This is a genomic window from Candidatus Nitrosarchaeum limnium BG20 (assembly GCF_000241145.1).
In the GTDB taxonomy this organism is placed as follows: Archaea; Thermoproteota; Nitrososphaeria; order Nitrososphaerales; family Nitrosopumilaceae; genus Nitrosarchaeum; species Nitrosarchaeum limnae.
The window spans coordinates 1-26,697 of record NZ_AHJG01000122.1 but is presented as its reverse complement, the minus strand read 5'-3'; the positions used below and the strand labels follow the sequence as shown (position 1 = coordinate 26,697).

Below are 26,697 nucleotides of genomic sequence, written 5' to 3'. Positions count from 1 at the left end.
TTGATATCATTGTAGAGGCAGCTTCGCAAGAAGCAGTTAGAAATGTTGCACACAGTGTATTGCAAAACAAAAGAGACTTGATGATAATGAGTGTAGGTGCTTTACTTGATGAAACTATCTTTGATATTTTATCTGAAGCATGTGAGCATTTTCATAAAACAATTTACTTGCCATCAGGTGCAATTGCAGGTCTCGATGCACTAAAATCTGTCAAAGACCAATTAGATTCTGTTACCCTAACTACAACTAAACATCCAAGATCACTTAAAGGTGCAAAGTTTTTTGAGACATCAAATATTGATCTAGAAAAAATTAACACCACAACAACAATCTTTGAAGGAACTGCAAAACAAGCAGTGTCACTATTTCCTGCAAACATCAACGTTGCAGCACTACTTAGTCTTGCGGGATTGGGTAGTGAGAAAACTATGGTGAAAATTGTTGCAGACCCAAACACCACAAAAAATACTCACAACATTGTAGCTCAAGGAAAATTTGGCAAGATGAATCTGTCTATAGAAAATGTCCCAGATGAGACAAATCCAAAAACTAGTTCGTTGGCAATTTTATCTGCAATTGAAACTCTGAGAAAATACTGCTCCAGTGGAATTTCAATTGGTACATGATGTGGCAAGAATTGCCATAATTGGCTGTTTTTTAGAATAATCCTGACCTGATCTGATTCTTTAAATCACTACGGCATGCAATTGTGTTGGAAATGTTAGTCCAACAATCTAGCCTCAAAGAAGAAATCATGCGTCTCAAAAAGGAAAAAGACGTAGTAATTCTTGCTCATAATTATCAAATTCCAGACGTTCAAGATATCGCAGATTTTACAGGTGATTCTCTAGGACTGTCAAGACAAGCAGCTAAGGTTCCTCAAAAAACAATTCTATTTTGTGGTGTACACTTTATGGCAGAGACTGCTGCAATCATTTGTCCTGACAAAAGAGTTCTGATCCCAGATCTGGAAGCAGGATGCTCTCTATCTGATTCAATTACTGCAGATGAGCTACGAAACTGGAAGAAACAACACCCAGGTGCTATTGCTGTAGGTTATGTAAACACAACTGCAGAGATAAAATCTGAATTAGATTATTGTTGCACATCAGCCAATGCTGTAAATGTAGTTAAGGCAATTCCTGCTGATAAAGAAATTTTATTTTTACCTGACATGTTTTTGGGGTCTTATGTTGCCAAAGTTACTGGAAGAAAGAACATGTTCATATGGGCAGGTGAATGCCACGTTCATGCCGGTATCAAACCAGAAGATATCACAAACAAATTAAATTCTCTCAAAGATGCAGAATTTTTAATTCATCCAGAATGTAGTTGTACAACTCCAATGATGTATGATGCTGCATCTGGAAGTTTTGATGATCAAAAAGTCTCTATTCTCTCAACTGAAGGAATGTTAAACCATGCTCATGATTCAAAATCTAAAAACTTTGTAGTTGCAACTGAGATTGGAATATTATACAAAATGAGACAACAAAATCCAGGCAAGAACTTTATTCCAGCATCTGAAAAAGCTGAATGCCAGTACATGAAGATGATCACTCTTGATAAAGTCTACAATGCACTGGTCCAAGAAAAGAATCAAGTTGTTGTACCAAAAGAGATTGCAGACAAGGCAAGATTAGCTATTGAACGAATGCTTGCAATTAGCTAATTAGTTATTTCCTACCTGTTTGGTAATACATTATGCCAGATGCTATAAAACTAATGGAGAAGATTCTCTTTAGATTTGCAAAGCAATGGATTGCTGGGGATACAATAGATGATGCACTCAAGTCTGCAAAAGATGCATACAAAGATGGACGTCATGCAATAATTAACAAACTCGGTGAATATCTAAAACCCCAAGTACCATTGAAAAAACCATTCTAGATTATGAGCAGATAATCTCGTCTTTTAGAAAATGGAAAGTACGCGGAGCCATCTCTGTAAAGCCAACTCAAGTTGGAATGTCCATTAACCAAAAGACATGTCTTGCAAATTTTGAGAGATTGATTGACTCGGCATCAAAATCACATGTGTTTGTGTGGATTGACATGGAGTCCTCTGAGCACACTGATGAAACTATCGAGTTGTACTATGCCTTATTTTCAAGGTATGAGAGACTGGGTATCGCAATCCAGGCAAATCTCAAGCGTAGCCATGAAGATATCCAAGATTTGGTCAGACATGGAGGAAAAATAAGAATAGTCAAGGGTGCCTACCGAGAAAATTCCAAAATCGCATTCAAGACAAGAAAAGAGGTAGATGAAAACTATCTCAATATAATGAAAACATTATTCAAAGATGCAAATGAGTTTGGAATTGCAACTCATGATTCAAAATTAATTAATCATGCAGTAGAATTATCAAAAAAATATCCCAAAAAATTTGAATTTCAATTACTAAAAGGAATTCGAGACGAGTTAAAACCTGACCTAGTCAAACAAGGATTCATAATTTCTGATTATATCCCATACGGAACAAACTGGTTACCTTACTCCATCAGAAGATTACGTGAAAGAAAGAGAAACATACTTCTCTTGGGAAGCTCATTTATTCAATCGCACAAAGTTTGAGTCTGTGATCTCAAAAATTGTTGTAAATAATATTCCCCACCTGCGCCTTTTCCAGTAATTCCGGAACCCTTCCATCCAACAAACGGTTGACTCTGAACCAGAGCTGCAGTAGTCGCACTTGATTCTCTATTTGCATATACAGTTCCTGCTTGAATCTTTTCAAAAAATTCTTCTAGTTGCTTTTTGTCTTCGGAAAATATTCCTGCAGTTAATCCATATTCTGACTTGTTTGCCAATTTGATTGCCTCATCAAAGTCATCAAAAGTGTCAATGCACAAAAATGGCAAAAACAATTCTTCAGTAATTAATTTATGATCTTTTGGAAGATTAGTTACAATTGTTGGTTGCACAAAGTATCCATGTTCATACTCTTTGATCTTCTCACCGCCCAAAATTATCTTGCCGTATTTTCTTGCAAGATTCACTGCATTCTCAAATTTGGAGACTGATTCATCATTAATCACTGGACCCAAAAATGTGTCTGCAGACCATGGCATGTCTATTTTTAGTGATTTACTCTTTTCAACTAGTTTTTTGATAAATTCTTCTGCTACATCTTTTTGTACATACACTCTAGAGCATGCACTACACTTTTGTCCGCCAAATCCAAATGCTGCCCGCATCACTCCTTCTGATGCCTTTTCCAAGTTTGCATTTTTTGTAACTATTACTGGGTTTTTTCCTCCCATCTCTGCAATGAATGGCTTTGCAGTAGTCTCTGTGAATTTCTTAAAGCTATCCATTCCCACTTTTTGTGAGCCTGTAAATGCAATTCCATCTACATTACTGCTTTCTATGATTGTGCGTCCAACTATCCCACCATCACCTGTAACAAAGTTGATGGCGCCAGATGGAATTTTGCTTTTAATAATATTTGCAAAAAAATATGATGATAACGGAGTTGCACTGGCCGGCTTTAGCACCGCTGTATTACCCGTGAGTAAAGCACCCGTTGTCATTCCGATTGCAATTGCAGATGGAAAGTTAAATGGTGCAATTATTCCCCACACACCGTATGGTTTTAGAACACTCTTGGTTTTTTCATGTGGATTTGGATGTGGTGTCTGTTTGCAAAAACCTTCGTTCTCTTCTAGTTGAAATGAATAAAATCTCATAAAATCAATTGATTCGTCAACATCATTAATCGCCTCTATTCTGGTTTTGCCATTTTCAAAAGACATCCATGCAGCCAACTCAAATTTAATTTTAGAAAATTCATCTGCAGTTTGCTTGAATATTTTGGCTCTTTCTTGGTAAGATACATGACTCCATTTTGCAAAAGCATCTTTTGCAGCAAGTATGGCTTCATTTGTTTGTGATTCATCTAATTTTGGAAATGTCCCAAGAATAATTCTTGTATCTGACGGTGATCTCACATCAAATGTATTCTCTGAAAAAACTTGTTTACCGTTAATTATGCATGGATATTTTTTCCCAAACTTTTTTCTTACATATTCTACTGCGTTTTCAAATTTTTTATTAAATTCTGATGTCTTTCCATTTTTTACTGCATTTCCCCAAGTGTACTCATTTTCAAACATGCTTATAGTTACGATTTGATGAATTTAAAGCCACAATATTATTTCAGCGATGATAATACCTCGCCTATCATTCTTGATGCAAGATGAGATGTTCTATCTTTTACATCATATGCTGGGCATACCTCTACAATATCCATCCCAACTATTCCGTGATTTGCAATTTTTTTGAGAAGCAAAATAGCATCAACACTTGATATTCCAAATGGAACTGGTACTGAAACTCCTGGTGCATGTGAAGGGTCTATACAATCCATATCAAATGATACATAGACATTATCCCCCAGAGTACTCATTATTTGCTCTGATATCTTCACAATTCCTTTTTCTGCAATATCAAATGGAGATATGACCAATATCTGGAATTTTTTCAGATTATCCATCTCTTCTTTTTCTGGAGTTCTGATTCCAATCTGCATACTGGTTTTTACATCTATAACTTCTATTACATCTCCGAACACTGAACCATAGTAATTTTTTATAGATGTAATAAAGTCTGGGTGGGCATCAAAATACACTAAAGACAGTTTGCCTGTTTTTGAAAATTGTTTGATTATTGTTGCACTCAGTGAATGGTCTCCGCCAATTGAGATGGGAACCTTGAAATCTTTGATAATTTTTTCAAATGTTTCTGGGATTTGTTTTCTTGTAATGTCTCCGTAATCAAATACCTTTTTTGAAATTCCATTTAACGGAAATCCTAGAGATTTTTTTCCATCTCTATTGTAGGAATCTGCAAGATTTGATATCTTTCTTATCCTTTCAGGCGCTTCTGATGTTCCTTCCCTTAGGGAATGAGATTGTGATTCATCAGGAATTCCGATAATTACAACATTACAATCTTGGTAACTAGAATTCTCCCAACAGATTTTTTCCATCAATCTATGTGAATGTGATTGGTTTTAAAAATTTCAGATACAATATGTTGTTTCCAATTCGTATCAATCGCAATCCAAGAAAATTGACTGTTTTTGACTGTTTGATTTCAGACATGCCCAATTTACTATATTTAGTAAATAAAGAATTGCTGAACAATGTTACATGATCTTTAATACAAGATATGTCATTATATTGGCATGGCAAAAAATAAGGACTTGGAAGATGTTAACCTTGCAACAATCAGAAATGATGATTGGTGGAGATTAGAAAAATTTCAATTTGGAAGAAAAAAACTTCCGTAGCCATAATAATTTAGGTTCTCTTCACAAAAGTAGATTTTATACAAAGCATTCCTTGATGTAATTTGATTTGTTTGGCAAAAAACCAAAAACCACTGAAGTAAAGACATCACAAAAAAAGAAGGAACTACGAAAACTAGTAAAGAAAAAGCAATACGATGATGCCTTAAAGATTGGCACTGAAATTCTCAAAAAAGTTCCAGAAGAAAATGATGTCCTCTTTATTATTGGAGGAATCTATTACATGAAAAATCAATATCAAACAGCAATCTCATACTTTGAAAAATCTCTGAAAATTGGTTCTTATGATACAGATGTGTTGATACTAAAGGCAAACGCCCATCATTTTCTTGGTCAATCAAAACAAGCAATCTCCTGCTGCAATAAAATCAAAGAAATTGATCCAAAAAACAAAGCAGTATCTGAATTGCTATCTAAAATAACTTCGGCAAATTAAATTTCTAAACTCATGTCGATCCCTTTGACAGAGTTTGTTATGCTTCCAACTGATATTATATCCACACCAGTACCTCCATACTTTGCAATATTTTTTGCATTAATCCCACCTGATGCCTCAAGTAACACTTTGTTTCGTAATTTCTGTTCTTTGAGTGTTTGAATTGTTTTTCTTATTTGGGATGGGGAAAAATTATCCAGCATGATTATGGTTGCACCTTCTTTTGCAGCCAACACTGCATCTGAAGTATTTTCGACTTCAACTTCAAATTTTTTGTACTTTCTTTTTGCATCTTTAATTAGAGACAAAAGAGAATTTGCTACTGCAATATGATTGTCTTTTATCATCACCATCTCATCTAATCTTAATCGATGCTTCTTTCCTCCTCCAATCTCTACTGCTTCCTTGTCAAAGTATCTGAGACCTGGTGCTGTCTTTCTTGTTGCATACAGTTTGGTCTTTTTATTTGAAATCTTTCTTACCAAATACTCTGTCTGAGTTGCAATGCCGCTCATTCTTGTAAGTAAATTCAATGCTGTTCTCTCACAAGTTAGAATATTCCCGCATTACCAGAAATTGTCATTATTGTATCATTTGGTTTTACTTTACTACCGTCTTTTTTTACAATAATTGCATTGCATCCTTTTAGTTTGAAGATCTCTTTTGCATATTTTGTTCCTGCAACAATAGCTTTTTCCCTTGAAATTATCTTGGCAGTAATGTTTCTTTTTGGCAGTAAGGTGCTAGTGATATCTCCTTTACCGATATCTTCTGATAAAAAATCTTGTAATTGTTTTTTAGAATTAAATGACAACAAATAACATTGTGCTGGTATGATTTTAAAGATTTAGAAATCTACGTAACTTTGATTGCGTACTTGCCTTTTTGTTTTATTCCAAGTGTTTTTGAAACTTGAGAATTTGTAGGATCAACTACTAGAACAATTCCACTCCAATCAGGAGTTAAATCAGATGATTTACAAACTGGACATACTTTACCTGTTGTTACAAACTTGCATTTTCTACAAGCCATCTCTCGAGCCATTTAACTTGCCTCTACTTTAGCTTCTTTGGAACTAGAGCCACCGCTGGATTTCTTAATCTCTTCTTCAATCCAATCATCTGCACCAAGGAATGGCTGTCTACATGTAATTCCAATCTTTCCCATTGCAGCTGCTTTACCTAATGATACTGCTGTAATTCTTGCTCTTAATGTAGAACCGACTTTAAGAGTTCTTCCACTTTGATTGGCCAAGATCATTCCAGATTTTACATCACTCTTTAGATAATCATCCATAACTTGTGATAAGTGTAACAATGCATCAGTTGGACCAATTCTTACAAATGCACCAAAGTCTGTAATGTCTACAATTTCTCCTTGAACAATTTCTTGGAGTTTTGGATAAAATGTCAATGCTTCAAATTCAACTTTGTGAAAAGTTCCACCGTCTCCGGCAATCATCTTTCCCATTTCGTCAACTTTGGCATCTAAAATCATAATGATGTAACCTAATTCTGCATTAATCATACTCTCGTACTTGTCTTTGAGAATGTTTGTTGCTGCCTTTTTGAGGGCTGTTCCAAACAAACTTGGTGGGATCCTAACAACATCCACTAGGGTAGATATAGAAAACAACTGTGTTTTTTCTTGATTTTGAATTTATGAATCTTTGGGTAATTTACGCTGGATTTGAGTAATATTTTCTGTATTTTTTCAATTAATTGATGTTTTTTTAACCGCCAACCTATGTTTAAATAAAGTAAATTGACTTTTTGACCCAATGGTCGGAGTTGATCAAGTTCTAGAAAAACTTAGCACAGTTATTGATCCTGACTTGAAAAAAGATATTGTCTCAATGGGGATGATAAAAGATCTAGAACTTAATGATAATAATTTGAAATTTACTTTGGAGCTCACTACTCCTGCATGTCCATTTAATGTAGAAATTGAAGATGATGTTCGAAAGGCAATTGCCGAAATCAAAGAACTCAAAAATTTTGATATGAAAGTTACTGCCAAAGTAATGGAAGGACGTTCACTTGATGCTGATTCTGGAATGGCAACTGTCAAAAACATTATTGGTGTTGCAAGTGGCAAAGGCGGTGTAGGAAAATCTACCGTCTCTTTGAATTTAGCTTTGGCATTATCGCAAACTGGAGCTAAAGTTGGTCTACTTGATGCAGACATCTACGGTCCAAGTATTCCTTTGATGCTTGGAATGAAAAGCGCTCACATGGAAGTAGATAACAACAAACTACAACCTGCAAAATCAAATGGTTTGCAAGTGGTGTCATTTGGATTTTTTGCAGAGCAATCACACCAAGCAGCAATTTACAGAGGTCCAATCATTTCTGGAATACTAAAACAATTTCTGGTAGATACTAATTGGTCTGATCTTGATTATCTTATTGTAGACCTTCCACCAGGAACTGGTGACATTCCATTAACTTTGGCACAAACAATTCCTATCACTGGAATTTTAGTAGTTACAACTCCTCAAGATGTGGCAAGTAATGTTGCAGTAAAAGCAATTGGAATGTTTGAAAAATTAAATGTTCCAATCATTGGTGTTGTAGAAAATATGAGCCATTTTATCTGTCCTTCATGTAGTGAGAAACATTACATCTTTGGTGATGGCGGTGCAAAAAAGATCAGCGAACAATTTAAAATTCCATTCTTGGGTGAAATTCCATTAAATTCTGGAATCATGTCAGGTTCTGATTTAGGAAAACCCATAATGATTACTAATCCTGATTCTCCCAGTGCAATTGCATTTAGATCAACTGCAAAAAATATTGCAGCACAATGCAGTATTCTTGCAGCAAAGATGCAAGAAGAAATGGCAGCAGAATCACAATCTGCAGATTCACCACCAACCAACTAGCGATTTCTGTGAAGTTACCTGATTCTCTTAGAGACAAATTCAAAAACCCATTAGGAATTTTAATTCCTGAAAGTCAAGTCAACAAATCAAACATTCAAAAACATCTCTCAAAAAATCCCTATCTAATTACAGTTGGAGATAGAACCTCTGAAAAGATGGTTGACTTTGGATTTATTCCGTCTCTGCAAATTATTGACAATCAAGAAAAAAGAGTAAAGAGAGAACCCACAAAAAACATTCATGGATACACGGAACTTGTATGTGAAAACCCTGCAGCTGAAATAACTCCTCAAAGTATTGAAATTATCAAAAAAGCATTTGAATCCAAACCTCCTGTTAGATTAACAATTATTGGTGAGGAAGATCTTTTAGTACTTCCAGTATGTGTTCATGCTCCTGAAAATTCTCTAGTTATGTATGGTCAGCCAAACGAAGGATTGGTTCTAGTCCACATAACTCCAGAAATTAGAAATAAAACACAAGGACTACTCGATTTAATGGAATAAAGGGGTATGATGAGACGGTGGCTGTATGATTTGTGATTACACTACAAAATATTCTGACCCTATTAATTCAAATAAAATTTCCTTTTTTATTATGTGAAAATAATTTCCTTTATTGCACTATTACAGCAGTAGCCATACCATGCATTCCATGTTCTGATTCAACATGTGATAATATGTGACAATGGAAAGGCCATATTCCAGTTTTCGATGCAGTAAAAAGTATGTCATAACGTTCACCTGGTGCCACAGTTATTGTATCTCGTGTGTAAGCTGTTGTGGGCTTACCATCTTGTGCAATTACCTGAAAGTCAAATCCGTGAAGATGCATTGGATGTAATTGACTTCCAGCATTTACTATTCGCACAAGAACTTTTTGATCCTTCTGTACAATAATTGGTGCAGTTGCAGGGAATTCTTTACCATTTAGAGTGTAACCGTGTGAGCCATCTCCTGGAATTAATGTGTATTCTACATCCCAGTTCTTTTCACCTTCAACAATAAATGTGCCAAAGAGACCTTTGTCTACTTGTTGCTCTGCATTAAGATGTGGATGATAGATGAATGTCCCTGGGGTATCGATAATTGTAAAATTATACTCAAATGTTTCGCCAGGGCGTACTGGATCCTGACTGATAAATGGTACCCCGTCTTGGGAAAATGGAAGATCTAAACCATGAAAGTGTATACTTGTTGATTCTGGAAGATTATTTTTTAGTACTACTTTCACTTTATCTCCCTGTTTGACACGAATTTCAGGACCTGGAATTTGTCCGTTGTATGAATATGAATCAATAAATTTTCCAGGATACACTTCCCATTTTATTGGCATTGCAGTAAGTTCAAAGACTTTAACTCCATCTACAATCTTTGGTTCTATCCATTGTGCTCCTAATCCTTCTGTTTTTGCAGGAAATGCTTTGATGTTTTCTTCATGGGCTTTTTCTATTTCCTCATTACTCATTGATTTCATTGAAGGCTGACTGGCAGCAGTTCCTACAACAAGTTTGCCTTTCATGCCTGCCTCCAAGTGGCCTGGAAGGTAGCAGCCGATTTCATAAATTCCCTCTTTTAGCATAACAACATTACTTTCTTTTGATTGACCGTTTTCAATATTCTTCACTGAAACAATAGGTATTGTGTTACCTGGTTCAAAAACTGAAAATTCATGTGCGACAGATCCTATGTTCTTTACTTCAAACTTTACATTCCCTGGCTTTATGTTGATTTCAGATGGTGATATTTTGAATTCTTTGAGTTCTACTGATATTAGTTCTACTGGCATTTCTTGAATATTATCTTTTGACATCATCTGTGAACTATCTTGTACATATATCAAAACCAAAATCAAAACTGCTAAAATCAAAACTAAAAGTGATACAAAAATTATTTGAAATAATTTGTCCATAATAATCGTGTTTTTGGGGTTAATTTAAACAATCAACTTGAAATTCTCAAAAAAAAAACTAATGCTATCTAAGATACAAAGTAATTGAAATGTCTTAACCTACACTGTTCTGCTACCAACTACATTTTCATCATACAAAATATTATACACCAATCCTCATACAAGATTTGACTTTTTAGAATAAACGTGAATTTTATGATAGATTCTCATGAAACTTGATTCTGAACTTAAATTACAAATATTGGAAAAAGTAGGAATCTATTCAAATCGATTCTCCATACCAGAACCAAAAATTCTCTTAACTACAAAAGAAGTTCTAGATATGCCAAAAGAGATGACTGAAGGCAGAAGAACATCTGCTTACAAGTATTATGGAGTTTCATATCTGCTTCACAATCTTGTTTTTATCAATGTCAGAAAAATTCCAGATGAAAAGACTCTGGAAAATACTCTAGTCCACGAGCTGATCCACATGAGATTCCCATATCTTGCTCATGGTAAGCGATTTAACAAATTAGTAAGACAAGGATTGCGCGGAAAAACATTTGCGCCATATCAAAAAAGAAAATAATTCCCTCATTGATTTATATTTCCTAAGTTTAGGCAAGCTATTCATAGTATGGATATACAGCAAATTTTGCCTATTGGGGCTGGAATCGCCTCATTCATCGTTGCTCTGGGCATAGTCTCTTGGATTTCAAAACAGCCTTCTGGCACCAAAGAGATGATGGAAATATCAAACGCTGTCAAAGTTGGAGCAGCAGCATTTCTCAGAAGAGAGATGAAAATTATTATCCCCATCGCTATAGCACTTTCAATAATTATTGGATACTTTATCGGATTTTCAAACGGACTAGCATTTGCAGTTGGTGCAACACTTTCTGCAGTTGCAGGACTAATTTCACTAAAAATTACTGTCAAGGCAGCAGTTAGAGCCGCTCATCTGAGTAGCAGTGGACTGGGCAAGACATTTGCCATGGCCTTTAGAGGTGGAGCAACAGTAGGATTGGCAGTACCTGCCATGGCTCTGTTGGCTATCACTGGACTGTACATGGTTTATCCAAACCCAATCACAATTGCAGGAGTCGGTATCGGTGCAAGCCTAATTGCATTATTCATAAGAATTGGTGGTGGAATTTTCACAAAGGCTGCAGATATGGGTGCAGACTTGGTAGGAAAAGTAGAATCCAACATACCTGAAGATGATCCTAGAAACCCTGCAACTATAGCTGACAATGTCGGTGATAATGTAGGTGATGCTGCAGGAATGGGTTCTGATGTTTACGAATCTTACATTGTAACTATCTTGGCTTCATTGTTAATTGCAGCACTGATTGGAGCTCCTGAAATTTTCATGTACCCAATTTTAATTGGAACATCAGGAATGATTGCATCAATTATTGGTATTGTGATTGTTCGCTCTACAAATCTTACAGATGTTATGAAACCACTTAACTTGTCATTTTATGTCTCTGCAACAATTGCAATCATAATCAATTTTGTATTCACATATTATTTCATGGGACCTACACCAATTGCCTATGCATTATTTGGAACAACCGTTATTGGTGTCATACTGGTACCGGTAATTCAAAAGATCACCGACAGATATACAAATTACAAATACAAACCAGTTCAAGAAATTGTTGAATCTGCAAAATGGGGATATGCCTCACTAACATTAATGGGAATAATCAAAGGAATGCAATCAACTGGACCATTCATGATTGCATTAATTGTTGCAATTATCTTGTCATTTAGTATAGCATCAAATGCTGCACCTGAAGGCGCAGACCCAGTTCTATATGGAATCTTTGGAACTTCATTAACTGCAATGGCTATGCTTAGTCTTGCAGGAATCGTACTTAGTATTGATGCATTTGGACCAATTGCAGATAATGCAGGTGGAATTGTAGAGATGACTGGAATGGGTGAAGAAAACAGAAAAGTAACAGACGAAATTGATGCTGTAGGAAACACGACAAAGGCAGTAACAAAAGGATTTGCTATTGCAAGTGCTGGATTGGCCGCCTTAGCAATGATTCAGGCATTCCAATTTGAAGCCGCACATATCTTTGAAGGAGTTTTAGCTTTGAATTATAGTTTAACAAATGTAACCGTTATTGTAGGATTACTAGTTGGTGGATTGATTCCATTTATCATCACAGGACAATTAATCAACGGTGTATCTCGCGCTGCCGGAAAAATGGTAGACGAAGTTAGAAGACAATTCAAGGCAGACTCTGGAATTCTTGCAGGAACATCAAAGCCTGATTATGCAAAATGTGTTGACATTGCTACCGCTGCATCAATTAAAGAACTATGGAAACCTGCAGTCATTGCAATTATTTCTCCAATTATTCTAGGAATTTTGTTAGGACCTACAGCCGTAGCCGGTTTGTTGATGGGCGCAGTTGTAACTGGCATTCCACTAGCATATCACTTGGCAAACACTGGTGGTGCATGGGATAACGCAAAGAAACTAGTGGAGATGCAAGGAGACAAAGGAACTGAAATACACAAAGTTGCAGTGGTCGGAGATATCATCGGTGATCCTTACAAAGACACAGCAGGTCCAGCACTAAATACTGTAATCAAATTACTAAACACAATTGCAATTGTCTTTGTATCTGCATTTATTGCACTGTTGGCTCTCTAGTCTTCTATAACCAAAGTTAAATCTAATTCATCTATTTGTGTTTGAATTGCTTTTTTCAAAACTTCGTTGTGCATTTTACAGAATTTAAAATAATCATCTACTGTTTGAAAACAACCACAAATCCATTTTGTTTTTTTGTCTCCGTCTACAGTCCATTTTGCATACTTGTTTTCTGTCATGATTTTAAGAAAATGTTTAGACTAAAAAATATAGATCAAAATTAAAAAAGGAAAAAGATGTTTAAGGACAGCCTTCCATCTTTTGGATGAAATAACCTTTTTCCTTAATTGCCCGTTCAACAGGCTCTGGTGCACCTTGTGAATGGCAAAATTGACATTCATTGGTAGTCATTGTAGCATTTGCTTCGCCGACTGTTTTTAACCACTCTTTACCATATTGTATGGCTTTGTCGTGGTTTTTTTCACCTGTAATTACATCAAAGTGCATGGTATGACCATCTTTGGCTTTGACATAAGTGTCGTATACGTGAATTTCCATAATTCTATTTAGAAAAAGGGATATTTAATTCAAAGATCTTTGAGATAGGCATACTTTATTCAATAATCTTCAAGTCATTCTATGATCTTAGAATCTAATAACACATAAAGATACATTACAAGATATTAGTATAGAAATATAATTTGAGAAAAACGGAAGTAGTTTGTTATGAGCAACAAAGTCAAAGTATAGAATTTGTTTTTAAAAAATATAAAATTCCTTTTCATGTTGAGCTGACTATGTCAGATAATGACAAGCTTTTACGATATACTGGAATATGTCCAGACATTCTCTCACCTGCACTAACTAATGATTTGAACCGAATCATAGACTCTAGAAAAAAAGAACTCTATGTTACTAGTATTGCAATTGAGGCAACCCTATCTGAATATCTTTCAAATTATGCCAAAGAATTAGAAACTAAAGAGATCAAAGTAAAAAAGAATAAACTCATTGAAGAGTATCAGTCAATAATTGAACCAAGTGTAAAGTTTAATCGAAATCTTTTATTCATGATAGTTATTGCTGCTGGCGTTGCAGTTGTAGGACTATTTGCAAATAACGCATCTTTGGTAATTGGCGCAATGTTGATTTCTCCATTACTTGGTCCGATCTCTGCTTTCTCATTCAATACCGCAGTTGGAAAAACCGATAAGATGCTAAAATCGTTTGTCTCTGGTTTGATTTTATTACTATCTGTGATTGGTACAGGTGCTCTCCTAACAGCAATTGCACTTCAGTTTACTGATTTACCTATGACAAATGAGATTTTATCGAGAACAGAAATGTCTCCTGTATTTTTGGGTGTTGCAATAGCCCTTGGAATTGCTGGAGGGATTGCAATGTCTTCAAACATTCCAGGCATTTTAGTCGGTGTAGCAATTGCAGCAGCATTAGTACCACCAGCAACTGTTGCAGGAATTGGCATCGCGCTGTTGGATTTTGATATTTTTGCAAATGCCTTGACTCTGACTGCTGCAAACATTATTGGATTGGTTCTAGGAATGATGATAGTGTTTTTCATAAGTGGGGTAAGTCCACGAACATTTTTTGAAAAAGAAAAGGCTCAACAACATATGACCTTTACAATAATTGCCTTTATTGGATTGAGTGTACTTTTAGGATTTTTGTTATTCAAACCCTAAACTTAATTTAAAAAATCTCTGAATTATTTTTCTTTTGCAGTTAAAATATTGCACTTTGCTTTATGGTGAATCATGTTGATGATGTCGTCATAATGTGTTGCCTCTACCATTGAGAGTTTAGGATAATCCATTATCAGTAGATTGATTTTGTGTTCTTTAACATAATCTATTACCCATTCTGCAATAGAATCTGTCAAGGCAAATTTTGTCTTTATTTTAATTCCTTTTCCAAGCGCTATTTCCTCCCAATTCTCTAATTCCTTTTTCATTTTCTCCTTTTGTTTTTCTAAAATTTTTTTGTCTGATTTTGTTTCAAAAAAATAAAATTTTGGTTGAATTTTATACACGCATTCTATAACTGTTAATTCTGATTCAAATTTTTTTGCCATTTGAATACCAATATCAAATGATTTTTTGGTATGAGTTGGAGTGATAATTGCAACTGCAATATTATTAAACATGTTTCTAAATATTCTATAACTTTATTATACTTTTGAGTCAAACATGTGTTTTTGTATTTCAAGTTATACAATTTTTAAAATAAAGAATAACCCTGTTATTGCAATCACGCCAATTGTAATTAATTTTAGAATTCTTTCTTTATTTTTGATTCCATCTAAATCGACTCCTTCTCTTTTTAGGTGCTTGTACTTTCTTGATGTTGTGATTAGCAAGTAGGTAATTGAGGCTGAAATTATGCTCAAAAGTATTGTTTCAATTGAAATAGAGTTGGACTGTATGGCAGAACCTGCAAAAACTGGTAAAATTCCCCACGATATTATGGTTGATGAATTGTTATGAAATTTTCCCCCAAACAATTCTAAATTATATGCAAATAAAAAAAATCCTTCAGCAATTCCTATTGGAATCAACAATGGGGAATCTAAAAATGCATAGTAAAATCCAATAGTAAAAACAACTACCAATGAAGAAATTGCAATAGATACAATTTTTCTTTTTGGTAAATCTCCCCAAGGTTTAGTCTTTCCACCAACTGCATCAAGACAGTGAGCAGAGACACCAACAGCTAGAAAATAGATTACACCTATTGCTACAAGTCTATCTAAAACAAAAACTCCACCAAGTGAACCCCAAATAGCAAAACATGTTACAATAGTTGTGTATGGTAAGAACAACATATCCCTACACCGATTCTAAAATTACGTGGACCTATCTTTGGAACAAACCACTCAGATGTCCTATCTTGCATGATTTTTAATTATCACTTGTTACTTATATGATGAATCACTATCCTACTTATTTATACTAAAAATTCTCTTAATACATTGATGCAGAAATATAAAAAATACATTACAAAAGGAATCAATGAATCATTATCTAATGTTCCATTTCATAAAAAAGCTCCAATTAAGCGCCTATCTATGTTAAGTAAAAAAACTATTCCTGACTCAAATATTCATGCTGCTGTCCACATTGTTGATGTAAAAAATAAAAAAATATCCAAATACAGTACACTGCATAAACATAATGCTGATGAAGTAAACATTATTCTCTCACAGGGCAAGAAACTTGTATATGAAATTCAATTGGGTGATGAGACTTACAAGGTAAGATCTCCTGCAACTATATTCATTCCTAAGGGAGTGATGCACAAGGCCGATGTCCTCTCAGGAAGTGGTTTTTTTGTATGTCTTATCTTATCTGATAAATACAAAACATCGTCTTGAAAAATTATTATTCTAATATTCAGTTAAATTCTGGTTTTTCATACAATTTTTAATTGAATAAAAAAATAGCCTCAGTTTTACGCTCACTTGAGAGAAGATCCACTTACGAAGAAAAAAACTATCACAAAGTGGAACGTGACCAAAGAATGCTTGCTATTACTAAAGATACAGGAATTTTTTACAATTTATTATTAAATACACACCAGCCAAAAAAAATACTGGAGATTGGTATGTCTGTTGGATATTCTACATTATGGTTTGCGGGCTCTATCAGTAAAAAATCAAAGATCATCACCATAGAACAAAATCCTCAAAAGATAGAACAAGCAAAAATTAATTTTAAAAAGGCTGGAGTTTCAAAAATGATAGATATCAAGCAGGGAGTGGCAAAAGATGTCTTGACTAAACTAAGTAAATCTAAATCACGAGAACAATTTGATTTTATCTTTATTGATGCAGATAAAGAACAATACTCACTTTACTTTGATTTGTGTGTTCCTTTGCTGAAAAAAGATGGCATAATTGCCGCAGATAACATTCTATACCCAACCCGTTTCACAAAATATATTCAAAAATATCTAAATCATATACATAAAAATAAAAGATTTGATTCTGTTACTGTTCCAGTTGGAAATGGACAAGAATTATCTTTTCTTAAAAGATAATTTGATTCGTTAAACTTTATCTTCTTTGTTTCTATGTTAAATTATGAAATATCCAATTATCCTTAAAATAAAAAACACTGATGTATCTTTGGAGTTAGATGATAAATTTTCACCAAAGACTGTTAAAGAATTTGTAGAAAGATTGCCTTTTACAGTTAAACTCCATATTTGGGGTGATGAAATCTATTCATCTGAATCTCCAATTGATGTAACTGAAGAAAACGCCCAGTCTCCTGTCTCATTAAATGATGTTGCATATTGGCCAACTGGCAAGGCTATTTGTCTTTTTTATGGCCCGACACCAATTGGGAAAAAAGGCGATATTACTCCCGCATCACCAGTTAACGTGATTGGAAAAATCATCACTCCTGATAAATCCGTCTTAAAAATAGCAGATGGGGTTGATGGCACTTTTCAATTAAAATGATGTTTCAATTGAAATCTCTGAGATATCTGATTCAAGTACATATGCTCTGAAATTCTTTGACACTCCTGAATAAATCACCCAAACAACTGGATTGCTTTGCATAAATTTTTTGTCCGTACTTGATGGATATGCCTCAGAATTTGGATGTGAGTGAAATATTCCAACAACATCTGTTTTTCTGTCCTCGGCAGTTTTGTAGATCTCAATCAACTGTTCATTTGAAATTGTAAAGTTTACTGGAGACTCTTCAATATTATTTGCAAGAAATACCTCTTTTACTGATGCAACTTGTTCTTTTACTGAGCCAAATAATATGGCACAAGACTCGTTTGGTTTTTCATTATTTGTGTGATTAACAAGTATTTTTTTTTGATCTTCAGTGATGATAATTTTTTTCAAACCTACTCTACTTCTACAGAGCCTACCATCCATGGATGTACCATGCAAAAGTAATCTACTTTTCCGGGTGAACTAAATGTGAACTTGAATGTCTTACCTGCATCAATTAATCCCGAATCAAATGTGCCATCAGGTGTCGCATCTTTTCCACTAGTTACAGTGTGTACAACATTGTCTACATTATCCCATACTACTGGTGTTCCAACTGGTACTGTAATTGTTGTAGGATCATAATACAATTGTCCTTCTTTTTGTGTTCCTGAACCTTGTGGAATCATTACTTTGACTTCTCCTTTTGGTTCTTCTATGATTAGTGTTGCAACCATCCAAGGATGTACCATGCACATGTATTCATATTCTCCAGATGCAAGTTTACTTGTATCCAATGTATATTTTTCACCAGCGTTCATCATGTTGGAATTAAACGTGTCCCCAAAGTCTACTGAACTAGTTACTGTATGTGGCACTGTATCTTCATTTATCCATTCAATAACATCTCCTTTGGGAACATGTGCTACATCTGGTTCATAATCTGGATTTCCTTGTATTGCTGAATCCTTTAAAATTGAAATTGTAAATACTGGAGCCGTTGATATCATCTCTTCTTTTACTTCTTCTACAACTGGCTCATTGATCATGTATGTATCCGGACTTACAAATCCAAATGCAAACCACATGATAATTCCTGTTGCACTTGCTAGTGCTACAATTGCTCCGACTGGTTTTGCATACTGCGGCATCTTCATTGCAAGATATGAAATTATTATGGATGGAAACGCGACTGCCATCAAAAGTCCTGCTAGTGTAATTGTGTAATTTGAAGAGTTCATTGTTAATGCAAATGTTCCAAATGATAGTCCAATTGAAAGAATGACTAGTGTGGTTGCTTTTGCTCTGTTACTGGTGGATACACCGCCATCTAAGATGCCTGCTGACAAAAATATCAATCCGATAAACATGGTCAGGCCTGTAAGGGCATGCATTCCATCGACAAATGTATGGGCTATCCCTGCGTATGATATTGTTACGCCTGTAACGCCTATAGCTGTCAATCCCATGCCTGGCATCATGAGGTCCCAATTACTCATTCAAGCTAGCTGACAATTCTGAGATACTTATTCCTTTTGAAATAACCTAGATCAAAGTCGAATAAATTAAATGGCTTCTGATTGGGATGAATTGAGATTGGGCTTTAAAGAAATAATGGAAATTTCCAAACCAAGGATTGTAGTATTACTAGTAATTACTGCAGTTACGTCAATGTATGCAGCAAGTAAACTCGTTCCAAATGTGCCTCATCTTGATTATATTGCATATTTGCACATAATTATTGCAGGCGCATTGGCATCTGCTGGATCAAGTGCTCTGAATCATTATTATGATAAAGACATTGATCCGAAAATGACTCGAACCAGTACTAGACCTATTCCATCTGGAAGAATGGCAGCATCACATGTTATGATTTATGGATTGGCTGTAAGTTGCATTTCTGTTATCTATGGATATTTTACACTAAATCCAGTGTCTGCATTTTTTATAGCACTTGGAATTTTCTCATATGTAATAATTTACACAGTATGGCTCAAACGACTAAACACATCAAATATTGTAATTGGTGGTATTGCAGGTAGCGCAGCAGCTTGGGCAGGTTGGTCTGCTGCAACCGGAAGTATGGATCTGTTGGGATTTTTGGTAGGATTTTTGGTATTTGTTTGGACTCCCTCTCACTTTTGGTGTCTTGCAATGAAGATAAAAGACGAATATGCCCAAGCAAACATTCCAATGCTCCCTGTTGTTATTGGAATGCAAAGAACATCAAAATACATTTTGGGAAACACTTTGATCTTACTTCCATACTCTTTGATATTGCCTGCATTTGGTATGGGACTCGTTTACACTGTAATCGCAGCAGTGTCGGGAGGATTGATGTTGGCTTATCATTACAAACTAACTAAAACCCCGACATCTGAATTTGCATGGAAAGCATACAAAGTTACTGCTCCGTATTTGACAATTATCTTTGTTGCAGTTGCATTAGATGCTGCATTTCACTTTCCATTATTTTAAAACTTGATTATTTTTCAAAACCAGGAAAACTTGCTTCATAGTCTTTTTCCATTACTTCCTGATTTTGCTCATCCACAATATCTATCTCTTCTTTTATTGTGACAATCTCTATTCTTCTAGCTTCTTTTGTTATCCATGCAACTTTGATTAATCCCAAGATCTCTAAATCTAAAAGTAATTTATTGAATCTGTCTTCAGGGATGATTGTTCCGTCTTTTGTCATAGCTTTGTAAAGCTCAACATCCGTAAGAGAATTCATCTCCTTGATTTTTTCATGCATTAAATTTTTTAGTGGAATTGCCATTTTTATCCGTAGAATGATTTATCTCCTGACTTGGGCACCACGTTAGATATACTTTCTCTTATGGTGTTATACCATTGATCCACCTCTTTGGTGATTGATGGCCTTACTTGCTTCATTCCATTTGCAAAGTCTGAATTAGTAATCTTGGCAGAATTATTTCTCATTGCTTGCACTGCAGCTTCTCTACAAAGTGCCGCCAAGTCTGCTCCTGTATAATTTTGAGTTGCGACTGCAATCTCCTCTAGTTTAACGTCGCTTGCAAGTGGCATCTTTTTCGTTAGAATTTTGATAATCTCTAATCTTCCTTTGTCATCAGGTGGTGGAACATATAGCACCAAATCAAGTCTGCCTGTTCTAAGAAGTGAATTATCTAATACATCTGGTCTGTTTGTGATTCCAATTACTACTACTCTTGATGATGTTCCTTCTTCAATCTCAGTTAATAATTGACTTAGAACAGTTTCACCTACTCCACCTTCTCCTACCTTTAAGCGTGCAAGTGAATCGAGCTCATCAAAAATTACCACACATGGTGATGATGTCTTTGCTTTTCGGAATATCTCCCTTACAGCTTTTTCTGATTCACCAATCCATTTTGATAAAATCTCAGGACCTTTAACTAAAATCATGTTAGCTCCAGTTTCAGTAGCTAAGGCTCTTGCAATCAATGTCTTTCCACAACCAGGTGGTCCGTAAATTAAGGCCCCTTTTGGAGGTCTGATTCCCATCTTAGTGAACTTGGTTGGTTCTTTCATTGCAACAATCAAATTATCTGTCAATGCTTTTTTGACATTATCCAAACCACCAACATCATGCCACCAAACTTTTGGTCTTTCAACGTAAAATTCTCTCATTGCAGTTGGGATGACATCATGCATTGCATCGTAGAAATCAATTAATTTTATCTGCATTGATTGTAAGACATCAGATGGTATCTTTTCAGTTTCAAGATCTATTTCTGGTAGATATCGTCTAATTGCCTTTAATGCAGCTTCTCTGCAAAGTGATTTGATATCCGCTCCAGTATACCCATGTAATTCTGATGCCAAATCTTTCAGGTCTACATCATCTGCTACTGGCATTCCTCTAGTGTGAATAATTAGAATCTCTAATCTGCCGTCTTCGTTTGGAACTGAAATCTCAAACTCTCTGTCAAATCTTCCTGGTCTTCTTAGTGCAGGATCAATACTTTCTGGTCTGTTGGTTGCTCCAAGTACTATTACGTTTCCTCTGTCATTAAGGCCATCCATCAAAGCTAGTAATTGAGCAACCACTCTTTTTTCAACATCTCCATATGCTTCTTCTCTTTTTGGAGCTATCGCATCAATCTCATCGATAAATATTATGCTTGGCGAATTGTCTTTTGCTTCTTTGAATATGTCTCTTAATTTTGCTTCAGTCTCACCGTAATACTTGTTCATTATCTCTGGTCCGTTAATTGAAAACATGTTTGCCTCTGATTCGCTTGCAAGAACTTTTGCAATCAGTGTCTTGCCACATCCTGGTGGACCGTACAACAAAATGCCACTGTGTGGCTCTACACCTAATCGTACAAATAATTCTGGATGCTTTAATGGCAATTCAACAATCTCCCGCATTGATTTTATTTCATGTCCTAGACCTCCAACTTCTTCATATGTCACTCTGCTTTTTCTCTCCCCTGTTTCTCCAGCAGAAATTGTAAGAGTTGTAGCTCTGTCTATCTTGACTATGTGTTTAGGGGATGTCTTGCTAATCTTAAAATCCATCGAGTTTCCTAAAATCATTACAGATATTTCATCTCCATGAGTAATTGGTAATCCCTTCAATCTGTTTTTTACAAAGTCTGTAAACTCTTTGTCAACTGTAACAGAATCATTTACAGGAATTAGCATAACTGATTTTGCAATCTTTGATGATGCCTTTCTTATTTTTACAATATCGTTTAATGATGCACCAACATTTTTTCTTGTTTGTCCATCAATTCTAATTATATCTGGAGTTTTTTCGTCCTCGTCTACTGGCCATACAACTGCACAGCTAGTTCTTGATCCCATGACTTCAATAATGTCACCTGGAGTGACTTTAAGAAAATCCATAGCTTCCGGTCCAATTCTGGCCCGTTTTTTACCAACATCTCTTTGTTTAGCTTCTCCAACCCGCATCTGCAAAGGTTCGTCTTTGCGTACCAAGATGCCCTCCTATTTCATGTCCACTGACATTCTACTCATATTGAGTACTTCGAATTCACTGACACCTTCTACAGATTTTACGGCATCCTCTAGTGAATCCATTTGACCTTCTTTATCCTCTAAAACAAACTCTGCTTTGAGAAATTCTAATCCGAATGCCAATGGTTCTTTTGCATGTCTTTTCATTTGAATTCCTTCTTTTAGAGCACTTTTGATTGTCTCAGATAATTTGTCAAGATCTACATCCATTCCAGTTGGAAGAATTTTTGTAACTAGTAGTAACTGAGTCAATTTCTAAGGTCCTTGAAAATTACATGAACTGCAAGTGTATGTTCTTGCGGCTTCTCTGCAACTTTCACATCTCCATACTAAAACTTCGCCGCAATTTGGGCAATTGAATTTCACACATTTATCATTAGGCATAATATGTCTGTGACAACAACTACATTTTGGTAATGAAATGGTAGATGACATGCCACAATTTTCTCCAAACATCATTTATATCTTGCTTAGAAATTGTGCACTCAACTTAGTAGTTTTTTAAATTCCCCGCCAATAATGGCCTGAGCAGTTTTGATTGAACCTTTGATCCCAAGTAACTTTACGATAGATCCAGTATGAAAGTCAAAGTCTTCGTTTTCTGAAATCTCTTTTGTAATCTCAGGGGTTACAGACTCAAATAATTTGTTGACCGTATTATTGTCTAGTCTCTCTAAGATCTTTCTTGCAAATAACTGCTTTTCAAATTCTTTTCCAAATCTTTTTGTCCATCTTTTTTGATACTCTTCTAAATTCTCTCTATCTTCTGTTTCCAAATATTTTGAAATGGCTTGTCCTGCATACAGTCCACCCATCCCACTAGAATAAATCCCCCCAGCAGTAGTAGGTTTTGCTTGCCCTGCTGCATCTCCTACAATCACAGTTCTACCATCAATGAATTTGTCTATTGGTCCTTTGATCCAAATTGGAGCATAAATTTTTCTAATTGTTGAATGATTTCCTTTGTCCTCAAGAAACTTTTCTATTGCTTCTGCAACATTGATTCCTTTGCCTGCTACTCCTACCTTGCCTTTACCTTCGTCCGATGGTATGACCCATGCAAAAAATCCAGGATATTTTTCCTGATCAAAAAATACTTCTACTTTTCCTTTCTTAATCCAACTTGCATAAATCTCGTATTGAGCTGAAGATAAAATTCCAGTTCTATCTTTATGAATTAGAGATGACACTCCTCTGGCATCAACGAAAATCTTACATTTTATTTCACCATCACTAGTTCTAACCCCGTCGTTTGTCATTTCTTGAAAACTTGTTCTTACTTTGATTACAGCTCCATTTTTTTTGAGATTGATGTGCAATCTGTTTGTCTAACTCTCTTCTACTAATCTCTGCAACCTTTTGTTTCTTCGAATTAATAGTAAAACTTTTGCCGTTTGGTGCATGAATCTCCGCTGTTTCAATTAGATGATCAAATGTTTTTCTAAATGGTAATACTCCTAACTCTTCCAATCCTGCAGTACTAACTAACCCTCCACAATGCTCTGGAGTGCCAATCTCATAATCTTCTTCAATTACAAGGACGCTGTGATTATTACTGGCAATTTCTCTTGCACAGATTAATCCTGCAACACTTCCGCCAGCAACCACTACGTCAAAGTACACATATTTTGTTTATTTGTCAATTATTTAATTCAAAAGTTTTTCATTAGGAGTGTTTTTTGATATTCATATGGGAGACATCAAGCAAGTAATTGTAATTAGAACTGATCTTGAAATGGGAAAAGGAAAGATTGCAGCACAAGTTGGTCATGCCTGTGTTTTAGGAGCTGAACATGTTAGAAAATCTCATCCAGAATGGTTTGAACAATGGTGGGGTGGCCAAGAGAAAGTAGTTCTCAAAGTTTCAGGCCTAAAAGAACTACAAGAAGTCAAAAGACATGCAATTGATTTGAATCTCCCATGGTCTGAAGTTACAGATGCTGGACATACTCAAATCGCTCCAGGAACTATTACATGCATCTCTATTGGTCCAGCACCTGAAAATCTGATAGACAAAATAACTGGGGACTTGAAATTACTCTAGTTTTTGGATTTTTCTTGGAATAAGATATAACATGGGAAGATATTTTTTCATTTGTGAAGAAGAAAGCAATTATCGTAGGTGGCTTTTTTGCAGTAATTATGCTGACATCTTTGGCAGCAGGTGTGATGGTCAATAATACTCCTAAACAAAATATGGATTCTGATAATCCTGAAATAACTATTACTGGTACTCCGGCAGATCATTTTCCTGATGCACAACGTGCACAATTCTGTGGATCAAATAATCCAAAATCTACACCGTTTGTAAAAGAATTTGCAATTCCGACAAAGTGTACAAATCCACTTGCAATTGCAACTGATTATTCTGGAAATGTGTGGTTTGCACAAACCAACACTGGTAATATAGCAAAATTTGATCCTACAACTGAATCCTTTAAAGAATTTAATAATTCACTATGGCCAAAAAATGGTCGCTCCATGATATGGGGAATGGATTATTCCCCTGATGGGTCTGTTTGGTTTACAGATGAATCCTATGATTCTATTTGGCAATTTACAACTCAAGATGAAAAATATCATCGAATAGCATTCCCTGCAACTGGTGATACGTTACCACAAAAATTGAAAGTCGATGGATCACAAATAATAATCAATGATTTTACTGGAAACAAAATCACCTTTTTAGATCCAACTCAAACTGCTGATAATCTAAAATATCTTAATCTTCCTTCTCCTGTAGAAGGTTCTGTAACTGGGGCTTTTACAATTGATAGTTCTAAAAATGTCTGGTATACAAATTGGATATTCCAAAAAGGCGGAGTCTTGGTAAAATTTGATCAAGAAGGATATCGTAATGCTCTAGCTAACGCTAAAGGTGATACTTTACCATCACTTGATCACATCAAAGTATACCAATTGCCTTTTGATTTACTAACTCCAAACGGTATTGCTGCTTCTGACGATGGGAAGATTTGGATAGCCGACACATCAAGATCTGCCATATTCAGTTTTGATCCTACTACCGAAATTTTCACACCATATGTAACATCAGACCCAAAACAATCCACATATGGTAATGCAACTGGAATCATAAAATCTCCAATCTCTAGACCCTATTGGATAAAGATTGCTCCAGAAGGACAGTTGGTCTTCAATGAACAAACATCAACAACATATCAGTACTGGACACAAAAACTGATTCCCTTGTGGAATACATGATTCCATCAAAGAATCCTGCATGGGGTGACTGTGAACCAAACTCTGATTGTGGGTTGGCCCAAATATTTGATTTCTCAATATACAAAAATAAAATCTGGTTTACTGAATGGGTAGAAAACAACATCGGCGTAGTTGATACTTCTGTCCCACTTCCATTTGCAATAGATCTAGAATCAAAAGATATCACATTAAAACCAGGTGAATCAAAGGCAACATCTTTTATTATTTCATCTCAAAAAGATATTCCTCAAATGTCTTTGATAGTGTCATATCCTGACAACTTTTTGAATGCGACATCAACTACTACAAGTCCTTTCAAATTAGATTCTACTCCTAAATCCGTTGATGTATTGATTACTGCAGATGATGATGCAATTCCTGGAACATACAAAATATTGCTTGGTTCTCAAATAGAAGATATTTCAATTAGCAAATATGTTACCGTGAATATATTACCGTGATACCTGAAATCGATTCTCAAATAGGAATCTCTGTTTTTAGTACAACGTTTAACGGAATTGGGGGACAAATAAGATCTGAGGCTGAAGACTTTCAAGTATCTGAGGTAATATCTGATAAATCCCTCAAGTCAATCTCCACACAAGAGGGATATGCTGTTTACAAATTAAAAAAGAGAAAAATAGATACCAATCATGCACTCTCTGACATTTTTAGAAAAACCGGAATTCGACTTAAAGCACTGGGACTCAAAGATGCTTTTGCAGTAACTGAACAATTTGTTTGCTCTGACAGTAGAGGTAAATCAATTGAAAATTATTCTTCAGACAAATATTCTATTGAAAAAATAGGATTTGTAAAAAAACCTCTATCCAAAAAAGACATGATTGCAAATCATTTCAACATAAAAA

Annotated in this window: 35 protein-coding genes and 1 pseudogene; 18 read left to right on the top strand and 18 right to left on the bottom strand. The window is 35.3% G+C overall.

Features of this window, described 5'->3' with window-relative positions; translation table 11 throughout:
• The 4 genes from nadX to BG20_RS04035 form a co-directional block, all read left to right on the top strand.
• A partial coding sequence (gene nadX, locus BG20_RS04045) for an aspartate dehydrogenase (protein WP_010191240.1) occupies positions 1 to 626 on the top strand: 626 nt, incomplete at its 5' end.
• A 92-nt stretch (positions 627 to 718) separates the two neighbouring features.
• Positions 719 to 1,672, top strand: coding sequence for a quinolinate synthase NadA (gene nadA, locus BG20_RS04040; RefSeq protein WP_048097052.1), 954 nt, complete (start codon positions 719 to 721; stop codon positions 1,670 to 1,672).
• Positions 1,673 to 1,704: 32 nt separating this feature from the next.
• A complete protein-coding gene (locus BG20_RS13105; RefSeq protein WP_010191236.1) occupies positions 1,705 to 1,890 on the top strand; it encodes a hypothetical protein in 186 nt (61 codons plus the stop codon).
• Positions 1,851 to 2,576 (top strand): proline dehydrogenase family protein, encoded by a 726-nt coding sequence (locus BG20_RS04035; RefSeq protein WP_338032793.1) that lies wholly within the window; start codon positions 1,851 to 1,853, stop codon positions 2,574 to 2,576. The genes BG20_RS13105 and BG20_RS04035 overlap by 40 nt, the downstream gene beginning before the upstream one ends.
• Here the strand turns inward: BG20_RS04035 and BG20_RS04030 are convergent.
• Both BG20_RS04030 and speB read right to left on the bottom strand, forming a co-directional pair.
• Positions 2,558 to 4,117, bottom strand: coding sequence for an aldehyde dehydrogenase family protein (locus BG20_RS04030; RefSeq protein ID WP_010191232.1), 1,560 nt, complete (start codon positions 4,115 to 4,117; stop codon positions 2,558 to 2,560). The genes BG20_RS04035 and BG20_RS04030 overlap by 19 nt on opposite strands.
• 38 nt (positions 4,118 to 4,155) lie before the next feature.
• Positions 4,156 to 4,992 (bottom strand): agmatinase, encoded by an 837-nt coding sequence (gene speB / locus BG20_RS04025; protein ID WP_010191230.1) that lies wholly within the window; start codon positions 4,990 to 4,992, stop codon positions 4,156 to 4,158.
• A 370-nt stretch (positions 4,993 to 5,362) separates the two neighbouring features.
• Between speB and BG20_RS04020 the strand changes: the two genes are divergently transcribed.
• On the top strand, positions 5,363 to 5,749 hold the full coding sequence (locus BG20_RS04020) for a tetratricopeptide repeat protein (protein WP_010191228.1): 387 nt from the start codon (positions 5,363 to 5,365) through the stop codon (positions 5,747 to 5,749).
• On the opposite strand, the pseudogene nadC reads toward BG20_RS04020, so the two are convergent.
• The 3 genes and pseudogenes from nadC to BG20_RS04005 form a co-directional block, all read right to left on the bottom strand.
• Positions 5,746 to 6,566: pseudogene (nadC, locus tag BG20_RS04015) on the bottom strand (carboxylating nicotinate-nucleotide diphosphorylase). The gene BG20_RS04020 and the pseudogene nadC sit on opposite strands and share 4 nt — an antisense overlap.
• A gap of 38 nt (positions 6,567 to 6,604) precedes the next feature.
• Positions 6,605 to 6,793, bottom strand: coding sequence for a transcription elongation factor subunit Spt4 (gene spt4 / locus BG20_RS04010; protein ID WP_010191226.1), 189 nt, complete (start codon positions 6,791 to 6,793; stop codon positions 6,605 to 6,607).
• A complete protein-coding gene (locus BG20_RS04005) occupies positions 6,794 to 7,384 on the bottom strand; it encodes a DNA-directed RNA polymerase (protein ID WP_048097048.1) in 591 nt (196 codons plus the stop codon).
• A 145-nt stretch (positions 7,385 to 7,529) separates the two neighbouring features.
• On the opposite strand from BG20_RS04005, the gene BG20_RS04000 reads away from it, so the two are divergent.
• Positions 7,530 to 8,633, top strand: coding sequence for an Mrp/NBP35 family ATP-binding protein (locus BG20_RS04000; protein ID WP_010191223.1), 1,104 nt, complete (start codon positions 7,530 to 7,532; stop codon positions 8,631 to 8,633).
• 8 nt (positions 8,634 to 8,641) lie between these two features.
• Positions 8,642 to 9,139 carry a GTP-dependent dephospho-CoA kinase family protein gene (locus BG20_RS03995; protein ID WP_010191220.1) on the top strand — a complete coding sequence of 166 codons (498 nt, stop codon included), beginning with the start codon at positions 8,642 to 8,644 and terminating at the stop codon, positions 9,137 to 9,139.
• Between the two features lie 109 nt (positions 9,140 to 9,248).
• Here BG20_RS03995 and BG20_RS11625 read toward each other — a convergent pair whose 3' ends face one another.
• Entirely contained in the window at positions 9,249 to 10,544 is a 1,296-nt protein-coding gene (locus BG20_RS11625; protein ID WP_010191218.1) for a multicopper oxidase domain-containing protein, read from the bottom strand.
• Positions 10,545 to 10,752: 208 nt separating this feature from the next.
• On the opposite strand from BG20_RS11625, the gene BG20_RS03985 reads away from it, so the two are divergent.
• Together BG20_RS03985 and BG20_RS03980 are read left to right on the top strand one after the other, a co-directional pair.
• Entirely contained in the window at positions 10,753 to 11,115 is a 363-nt protein-coding gene (locus BG20_RS03985) for a hypothetical protein (RefSeq protein ID WP_010191216.1), read from the top strand.
• Between the two features lie 48 nt (positions 11,116 to 11,163).
• The gene (locus tag BG20_RS03980; RefSeq protein WP_010191214.1) at positions 11,164 to 13,203 is read left to right on the top strand and encodes a sodium-translocating pyrophosphatase; all 2,040 of its coding nucleotides are present in this window, start codon (positions 11,164 to 11,166) and stop codon (positions 13,201 to 13,203) included.
• On the opposite strand, the gene BG20_RS03975 is transcribed toward BG20_RS03980, so the two are convergent.
• A complete protein-coding gene (locus tag BG20_RS03975) occupies positions 13,200 to 13,382 on the bottom strand; it encodes a hypothetical protein (RefSeq protein ID WP_010191213.1) in 183 nt (60 codons plus the stop codon). The two genes, BG20_RS03980 and BG20_RS03975, sit on opposite strands and share 4 nt — an antisense overlap.
• Before the next feature lie 61 nt (positions 13,383 to 13,443).
• On the bottom strand, positions 13,444 to 13,701 hold the full coding sequence (locus BG20_RS03970; RefSeq protein WP_010191210.1) for a DUF2024 family protein: 258 nt from the start codon (positions 13,699 to 13,701) through the stop codon (positions 13,444 to 13,446).
• 143 nt (positions 13,702 to 13,844) lie between these two features.
• On the opposite strand from BG20_RS03970, the gene BG20_RS03965 reads away from it, so the two are divergent.
• Positions 13,845 to 14,846, top strand: a complete 1,002-nt coding sequence (locus BG20_RS03965) for a TIGR00341 family protein (protein WP_010191209.1) — start codon at positions 13,845 to 13,847, stop codon at positions 14,844 to 14,846.
• 23 nt (positions 14,847 to 14,869) lie between these two features.
• Here BG20_RS03965 and BG20_RS03960 read toward each other — a convergent pair whose 3' ends face one another.
• Together BG20_RS03960 and BG20_RS03955 are read right to left on the bottom strand one after the other, a co-directional pair.
• Positions 14,870 to 15,307 (bottom strand): universal stress protein, encoded by a 438-nt coding sequence (locus BG20_RS03960; protein ID WP_010191208.1) that lies wholly within the window; start codon positions 15,305 to 15,307, stop codon positions 14,870 to 14,872.
• A gap of 63 nt (positions 15,308 to 15,370) precedes the next feature.
• The gene (locus BG20_RS03955) at positions 15,371 to 15,985 is read right to left on the bottom strand and encodes a UbiA prenyltransferase family protein (protein WP_238527485.1); all 615 of its coding nucleotides are present in this window, start codon (positions 15,983 to 15,985) and stop codon (positions 15,371 to 15,373) included.
• 150 nt (positions 15,986 to 16,135) lie between these two features.
• Between BG20_RS03955 and BG20_RS03950 the strand changes: the two genes are divergently transcribed.
• Genes BG20_RS03950 through BG20_RS03940 form a run of 3 tightly spaced genes read left to right on the top strand, consistent with a single transcriptional unit; the run spans position 16,136 to position 17,626 of the window.
• Complete coding sequence (locus BG20_RS03950) at positions 16,136 to 16,534, top strand: cupin domain-containing protein (RefSeq protein ID WP_010191204.1); 399 nt, start codon at positions 16,136 to 16,138, stop codon at positions 16,532 to 16,534.
• Positions 16,535 to 16,587: 53 nt separating this feature from the next.
• A complete protein-coding gene (locus tag BG20_RS03945; protein ID WP_010191202.1) occupies positions 16,588 to 17,199 on the top strand; it encodes an O-methyltransferase in 612 nt (203 codons plus the stop codon).
• Positions 17,200 to 17,242: 43 nt separating this feature from the next.
• The gene (locus tag BG20_RS03940; RefSeq protein ID WP_010191200.1) at positions 17,243 to 17,626 is read left to right on the top strand and encodes a cyclophilin-like fold protein; all 384 of its coding nucleotides are present in this window, start codon (positions 17,243 to 17,245) and stop codon (positions 17,624 to 17,626) included.
• Here BG20_RS03940 and BG20_RS03935 read toward each other — a convergent pair.
• Positions 17,618 to 18,025, bottom strand: a complete 408-nt coding sequence (locus BG20_RS03935) for a M67 family metallopeptidase (protein WP_010191198.1) — start codon at positions 18,023 to 18,025, stop codon at positions 17,618 to 17,620. The genes BG20_RS03940 and BG20_RS03935 overlap by 9 nt on opposite strands.
• Positions 18,026 to 18,027: 2 nt before the next feature.
• Positions 18,028 to 19,113: a cupredoxin domain-containing protein gene (locus BG20_RS03930; protein WP_048097047.1), complete on the bottom strand. Its 1,086-nt coding sequence runs from the start codon at positions 19,111 to 19,113 to the stop codon at positions 18,028 to 18,030.
• 70 nt (positions 19,114 to 19,183) lie between these two features.
• On the opposite strand from BG20_RS03930, the gene BG20_RS03925 reads away from it, so the two are divergent.
• Positions 19,184 to 20,092 carry a heme o synthase gene (locus BG20_RS03925; RefSeq protein WP_010191196.1) on the top strand — a complete coding sequence of 303 codons (909 nt, stop codon included), beginning with the start codon at positions 19,184 to 19,186 and terminating at the stop codon, positions 20,090 to 20,092.
• A gap of 7 nt (positions 20,093 to 20,099) precedes the next feature.
• Here BG20_RS03925 and BG20_RS03920 read toward each other — a convergent pair whose 3' ends face one another.
• The 6 genes from BG20_RS03920 to BG20_RS13095 are packed head-to-tail and all read right to left on the bottom strand — an operon-like array spanning position 20,100 to position 24,229.
• Entirely contained in the window at positions 20,100 to 20,396 is a 297-nt protein-coding gene (locus BG20_RS03920; RefSeq protein ID WP_007402073.1) for a hypothetical protein, read from the bottom strand.
• Between the two features lie 2 nt (positions 20,397 to 20,398).
• Positions 20,399 to 22,567, bottom strand: coding sequence for a CDC48 family AAA ATPase (locus BG20_RS03915; protein WP_010191195.1), 2,169 nt, complete (start codon positions 22,565 to 22,567; stop codon positions 20,399 to 20,401).
• 9 nt (positions 22,568 to 22,576) lie between these two features.
• Positions 22,577 to 22,858, bottom strand: coding sequence for an elongation factor 1-beta (locus BG20_RS03910; protein WP_010191194.1), 282 nt, complete (start codon positions 22,856 to 22,858; stop codon positions 22,577 to 22,579).
• A gap of 3 nt (positions 22,859 to 22,861) precedes the next feature.
• On the bottom strand, positions 22,862 to 23,041 hold the full coding sequence (locus BG20_RS11880; RefSeq protein WP_133936227.1) for a zinc finger domain-containing protein: 180 nt from the start codon (positions 23,039 to 23,041) through the stop codon (positions 22,862 to 22,864).
• Between the two features lie 50 nt (positions 23,042 to 23,091).
• Positions 23,092 to 23,865 carry an NAD(P)/FAD-dependent oxidoreductase gene (locus tag BG20_RS03905; RefSeq protein WP_238527484.1) on the bottom strand — a complete coding sequence of 258 codons (774 nt, stop codon included), beginning with the start codon at positions 23,863 to 23,865 and terminating at the stop codon, positions 23,092 to 23,094.
• Positions 23,846 to 24,229, bottom strand: a complete 384-nt coding sequence (locus BG20_RS13095) for an NAD(P)/FAD-dependent oxidoreductase (RefSeq protein ID WP_238527483.1) — start codon at positions 24,227 to 24,229, stop codon at positions 23,846 to 23,848. Before BG20_RS13095 ends, BG20_RS03905 begins: the two co-directional genes overlap by 20 nt.
• Before the next feature lie 67 nt (positions 24,230 to 24,296).
• On the opposite strand from BG20_RS13095, the gene pth2 reads away from it, so the two are divergent.
• The 4 genes from pth2 to truD form a co-directional block, all read left to right on the top strand.
• Positions 24,297 to 24,650 carry a peptidyl-tRNA hydrolase Pth2 gene (gene pth2, locus BG20_RS03900; RefSeq protein WP_010191192.1) on the top strand — a complete coding sequence of 118 codons (354 nt, stop codon included), beginning with the start codon at positions 24,297 to 24,299 and terminating at the stop codon, positions 24,648 to 24,650.
• 53 nt (positions 24,651 to 24,703) lie between these two features.
• A complete protein-coding gene (locus BG20_RS03895; protein WP_338032792.1) occupies positions 24,704 to 25,828 on the top strand; it encodes a Vgb family protein in 1,125 nt (374 codons plus the stop codon).
• Complete coding sequence (locus BG20_RS13880; RefSeq protein WP_338032791.1) at positions 25,825 to 26,289, top strand: hypothetical protein; 465 nt, start codon at positions 25,825 to 25,827, stop codon at positions 26,287 to 26,289. The genes BG20_RS03895 and BG20_RS13880 overlap by 4 nt, the downstream gene beginning before the upstream one ends.
• Positions 26,286 to 26,697, top strand: a 412-nt coding sequence (truD, locus tag BG20_RS03890; protein WP_010191191.1) for a tRNA pseudouridine(13) synthase TruD, incomplete at its 3' end; no start/stop codon positions are given. The genes BG20_RS13880 and truD, both read left to right, overlap by 4 nt.

Excerpts from the sequence above, each read along its gene's own strand:
- nadA (WP_048097052.1), top strand. The coding sequence starts at position 719 with ATGTTAGTCCAACAATCTAGCCTCAAAGAAGAAATCATGCGTCTCAAA.
- BG20_RS13105 (WP_010191236.1), top strand. The coding sequence starts at position 1,705 with ATGCCAGATGCTATAAAACTAATGGAGAAGATTCTCTTTAGATTTGCA.
- BG20_RS04030 (WP_010191232.1), bottom strand. The coding sequence starts at position 4,117 with ATGTTTGAAAATGAGTACACTTGGGGAAATGCAGTAAAAAATGGAAAG.
- speB (WP_010191230.1), bottom strand. The coding sequence starts at position 4,992 with ATGGAAAAAATCTGTTGGGAGAATTCTAGTTACCAAGATTGTAATGTT.
- spt4 (WP_010191226.1), bottom strand. The coding sequence starts at position 6,793 with ATGGCTCGAGAGATGGCTTGTAGAAAATGCAAGTTTGTAACAACAGGT.
- BG20_RS04000 (WP_010191223.1), top strand. The coding sequence starts at position 7,530 with ATGGTCGGAGTTGATCAAGTTCTAGAAAAACTTAGCACAGTTATTGAT.
- BG20_RS11625 (WP_010191218.1), bottom strand. The coding sequence starts at position 10,544 with ATGGACAAATTATTTCAAATAATTTTTGTATCACTTTTAGTTTTGATT.
- BG20_RS03985 (WP_010191216.1), top strand. The coding sequence starts at position 10,753 with ATGAAACTTGATTCTGAACTTAAATTACAAATATTGGAAAAAGTAGGA.
- BG20_RS03980 (WP_010191214.1), top strand. The coding sequence starts at position 11,164 with ATGGATATACAGCAAATTTTGCCTATTGGGGCTGGAATCGCCTCATTC.
- BG20_RS03975 (WP_010191213.1), bottom strand. The coding sequence starts at position 13,382 with ATGACAGAAAACAAGTATGCAAAATGGACTGTAGACGGAGACAAAAAA.
- BG20_RS03970 (WP_010191210.1), bottom strand. The coding sequence starts at position 13,701 with ATGGAAATTCACGTATACGACACTTATGTCAAAGCCAAAGATGGTCAT.
- BG20_RS03960 (WP_010191208.1), bottom strand. The coding sequence starts at position 15,307 with ATGTTTAATAATATTGCAGTTGCAATTATCACTCCAACTCATACCAAA.
- BG20_RS03955 (WP_238527485.1), bottom strand. The coding sequence starts at position 15,985 with ATGTTGTTCTTACCATACACAACTATTGTAACATGTTTTGCTATTTGG.
- BG20_RS03950 (WP_010191204.1), top strand. The coding sequence starts at position 16,136 with ATGCAGAAATATAAAAAATACATTACAAAAGGAATCAATGAATCATTA.
- BG20_RS03940 (WP_010191200.1), top strand. The coding sequence starts at position 17,243 with ATGAAATATCCAATTATCCTTAAAATAAAAAACACTGATGTATCTTTG.
- BG20_RS03930 (WP_048097047.1), bottom strand. The coding sequence starts at position 19,113 with ATGAGTAATTGGGACCTCATGATGCCAGGCATGGGATTGACAGCTATA.
- BG20_RS03925 (WP_010191196.1), top strand. The coding sequence starts at position 19,184 with ATGGCTTCTGATTGGGATGAATTGAGATTGGGCTTTAAAGAAATAATG.
- BG20_RS03920 (WP_007402073.1), bottom strand. The coding sequence starts at position 20,396 with ATGGCAATTCCACTAAAAAATTTAATGCATGAAAAAATCAAGGAGATG.
- BG20_RS11880 (WP_133936227.1), bottom strand. The coding sequence starts at position 23,041 with ATGTCATCTACCATTTCATTACCAAAATGTAGTTGTTGTCACAGACAT.
- BG20_RS03905 (WP_238527484.1), bottom strand. The coding sequence starts at position 23,865 with ATGACAAACGACGGGGTTAGAACTAGTGATGGTGAAATAAAATGTAAG.
- pth2 (WP_010191192.1), top strand. The coding sequence starts at position 24,297 with ATGGGAGACATCAAGCAAGTAATTGTAATTAGAACTGATCTTGAAATG.
- BG20_RS13880 (WP_338032791.1), top strand. The coding sequence starts at position 25,825 with ATGATTCCATCAAAGAATCCTGCATGGGGTGACTGTGAACCAAACTCT.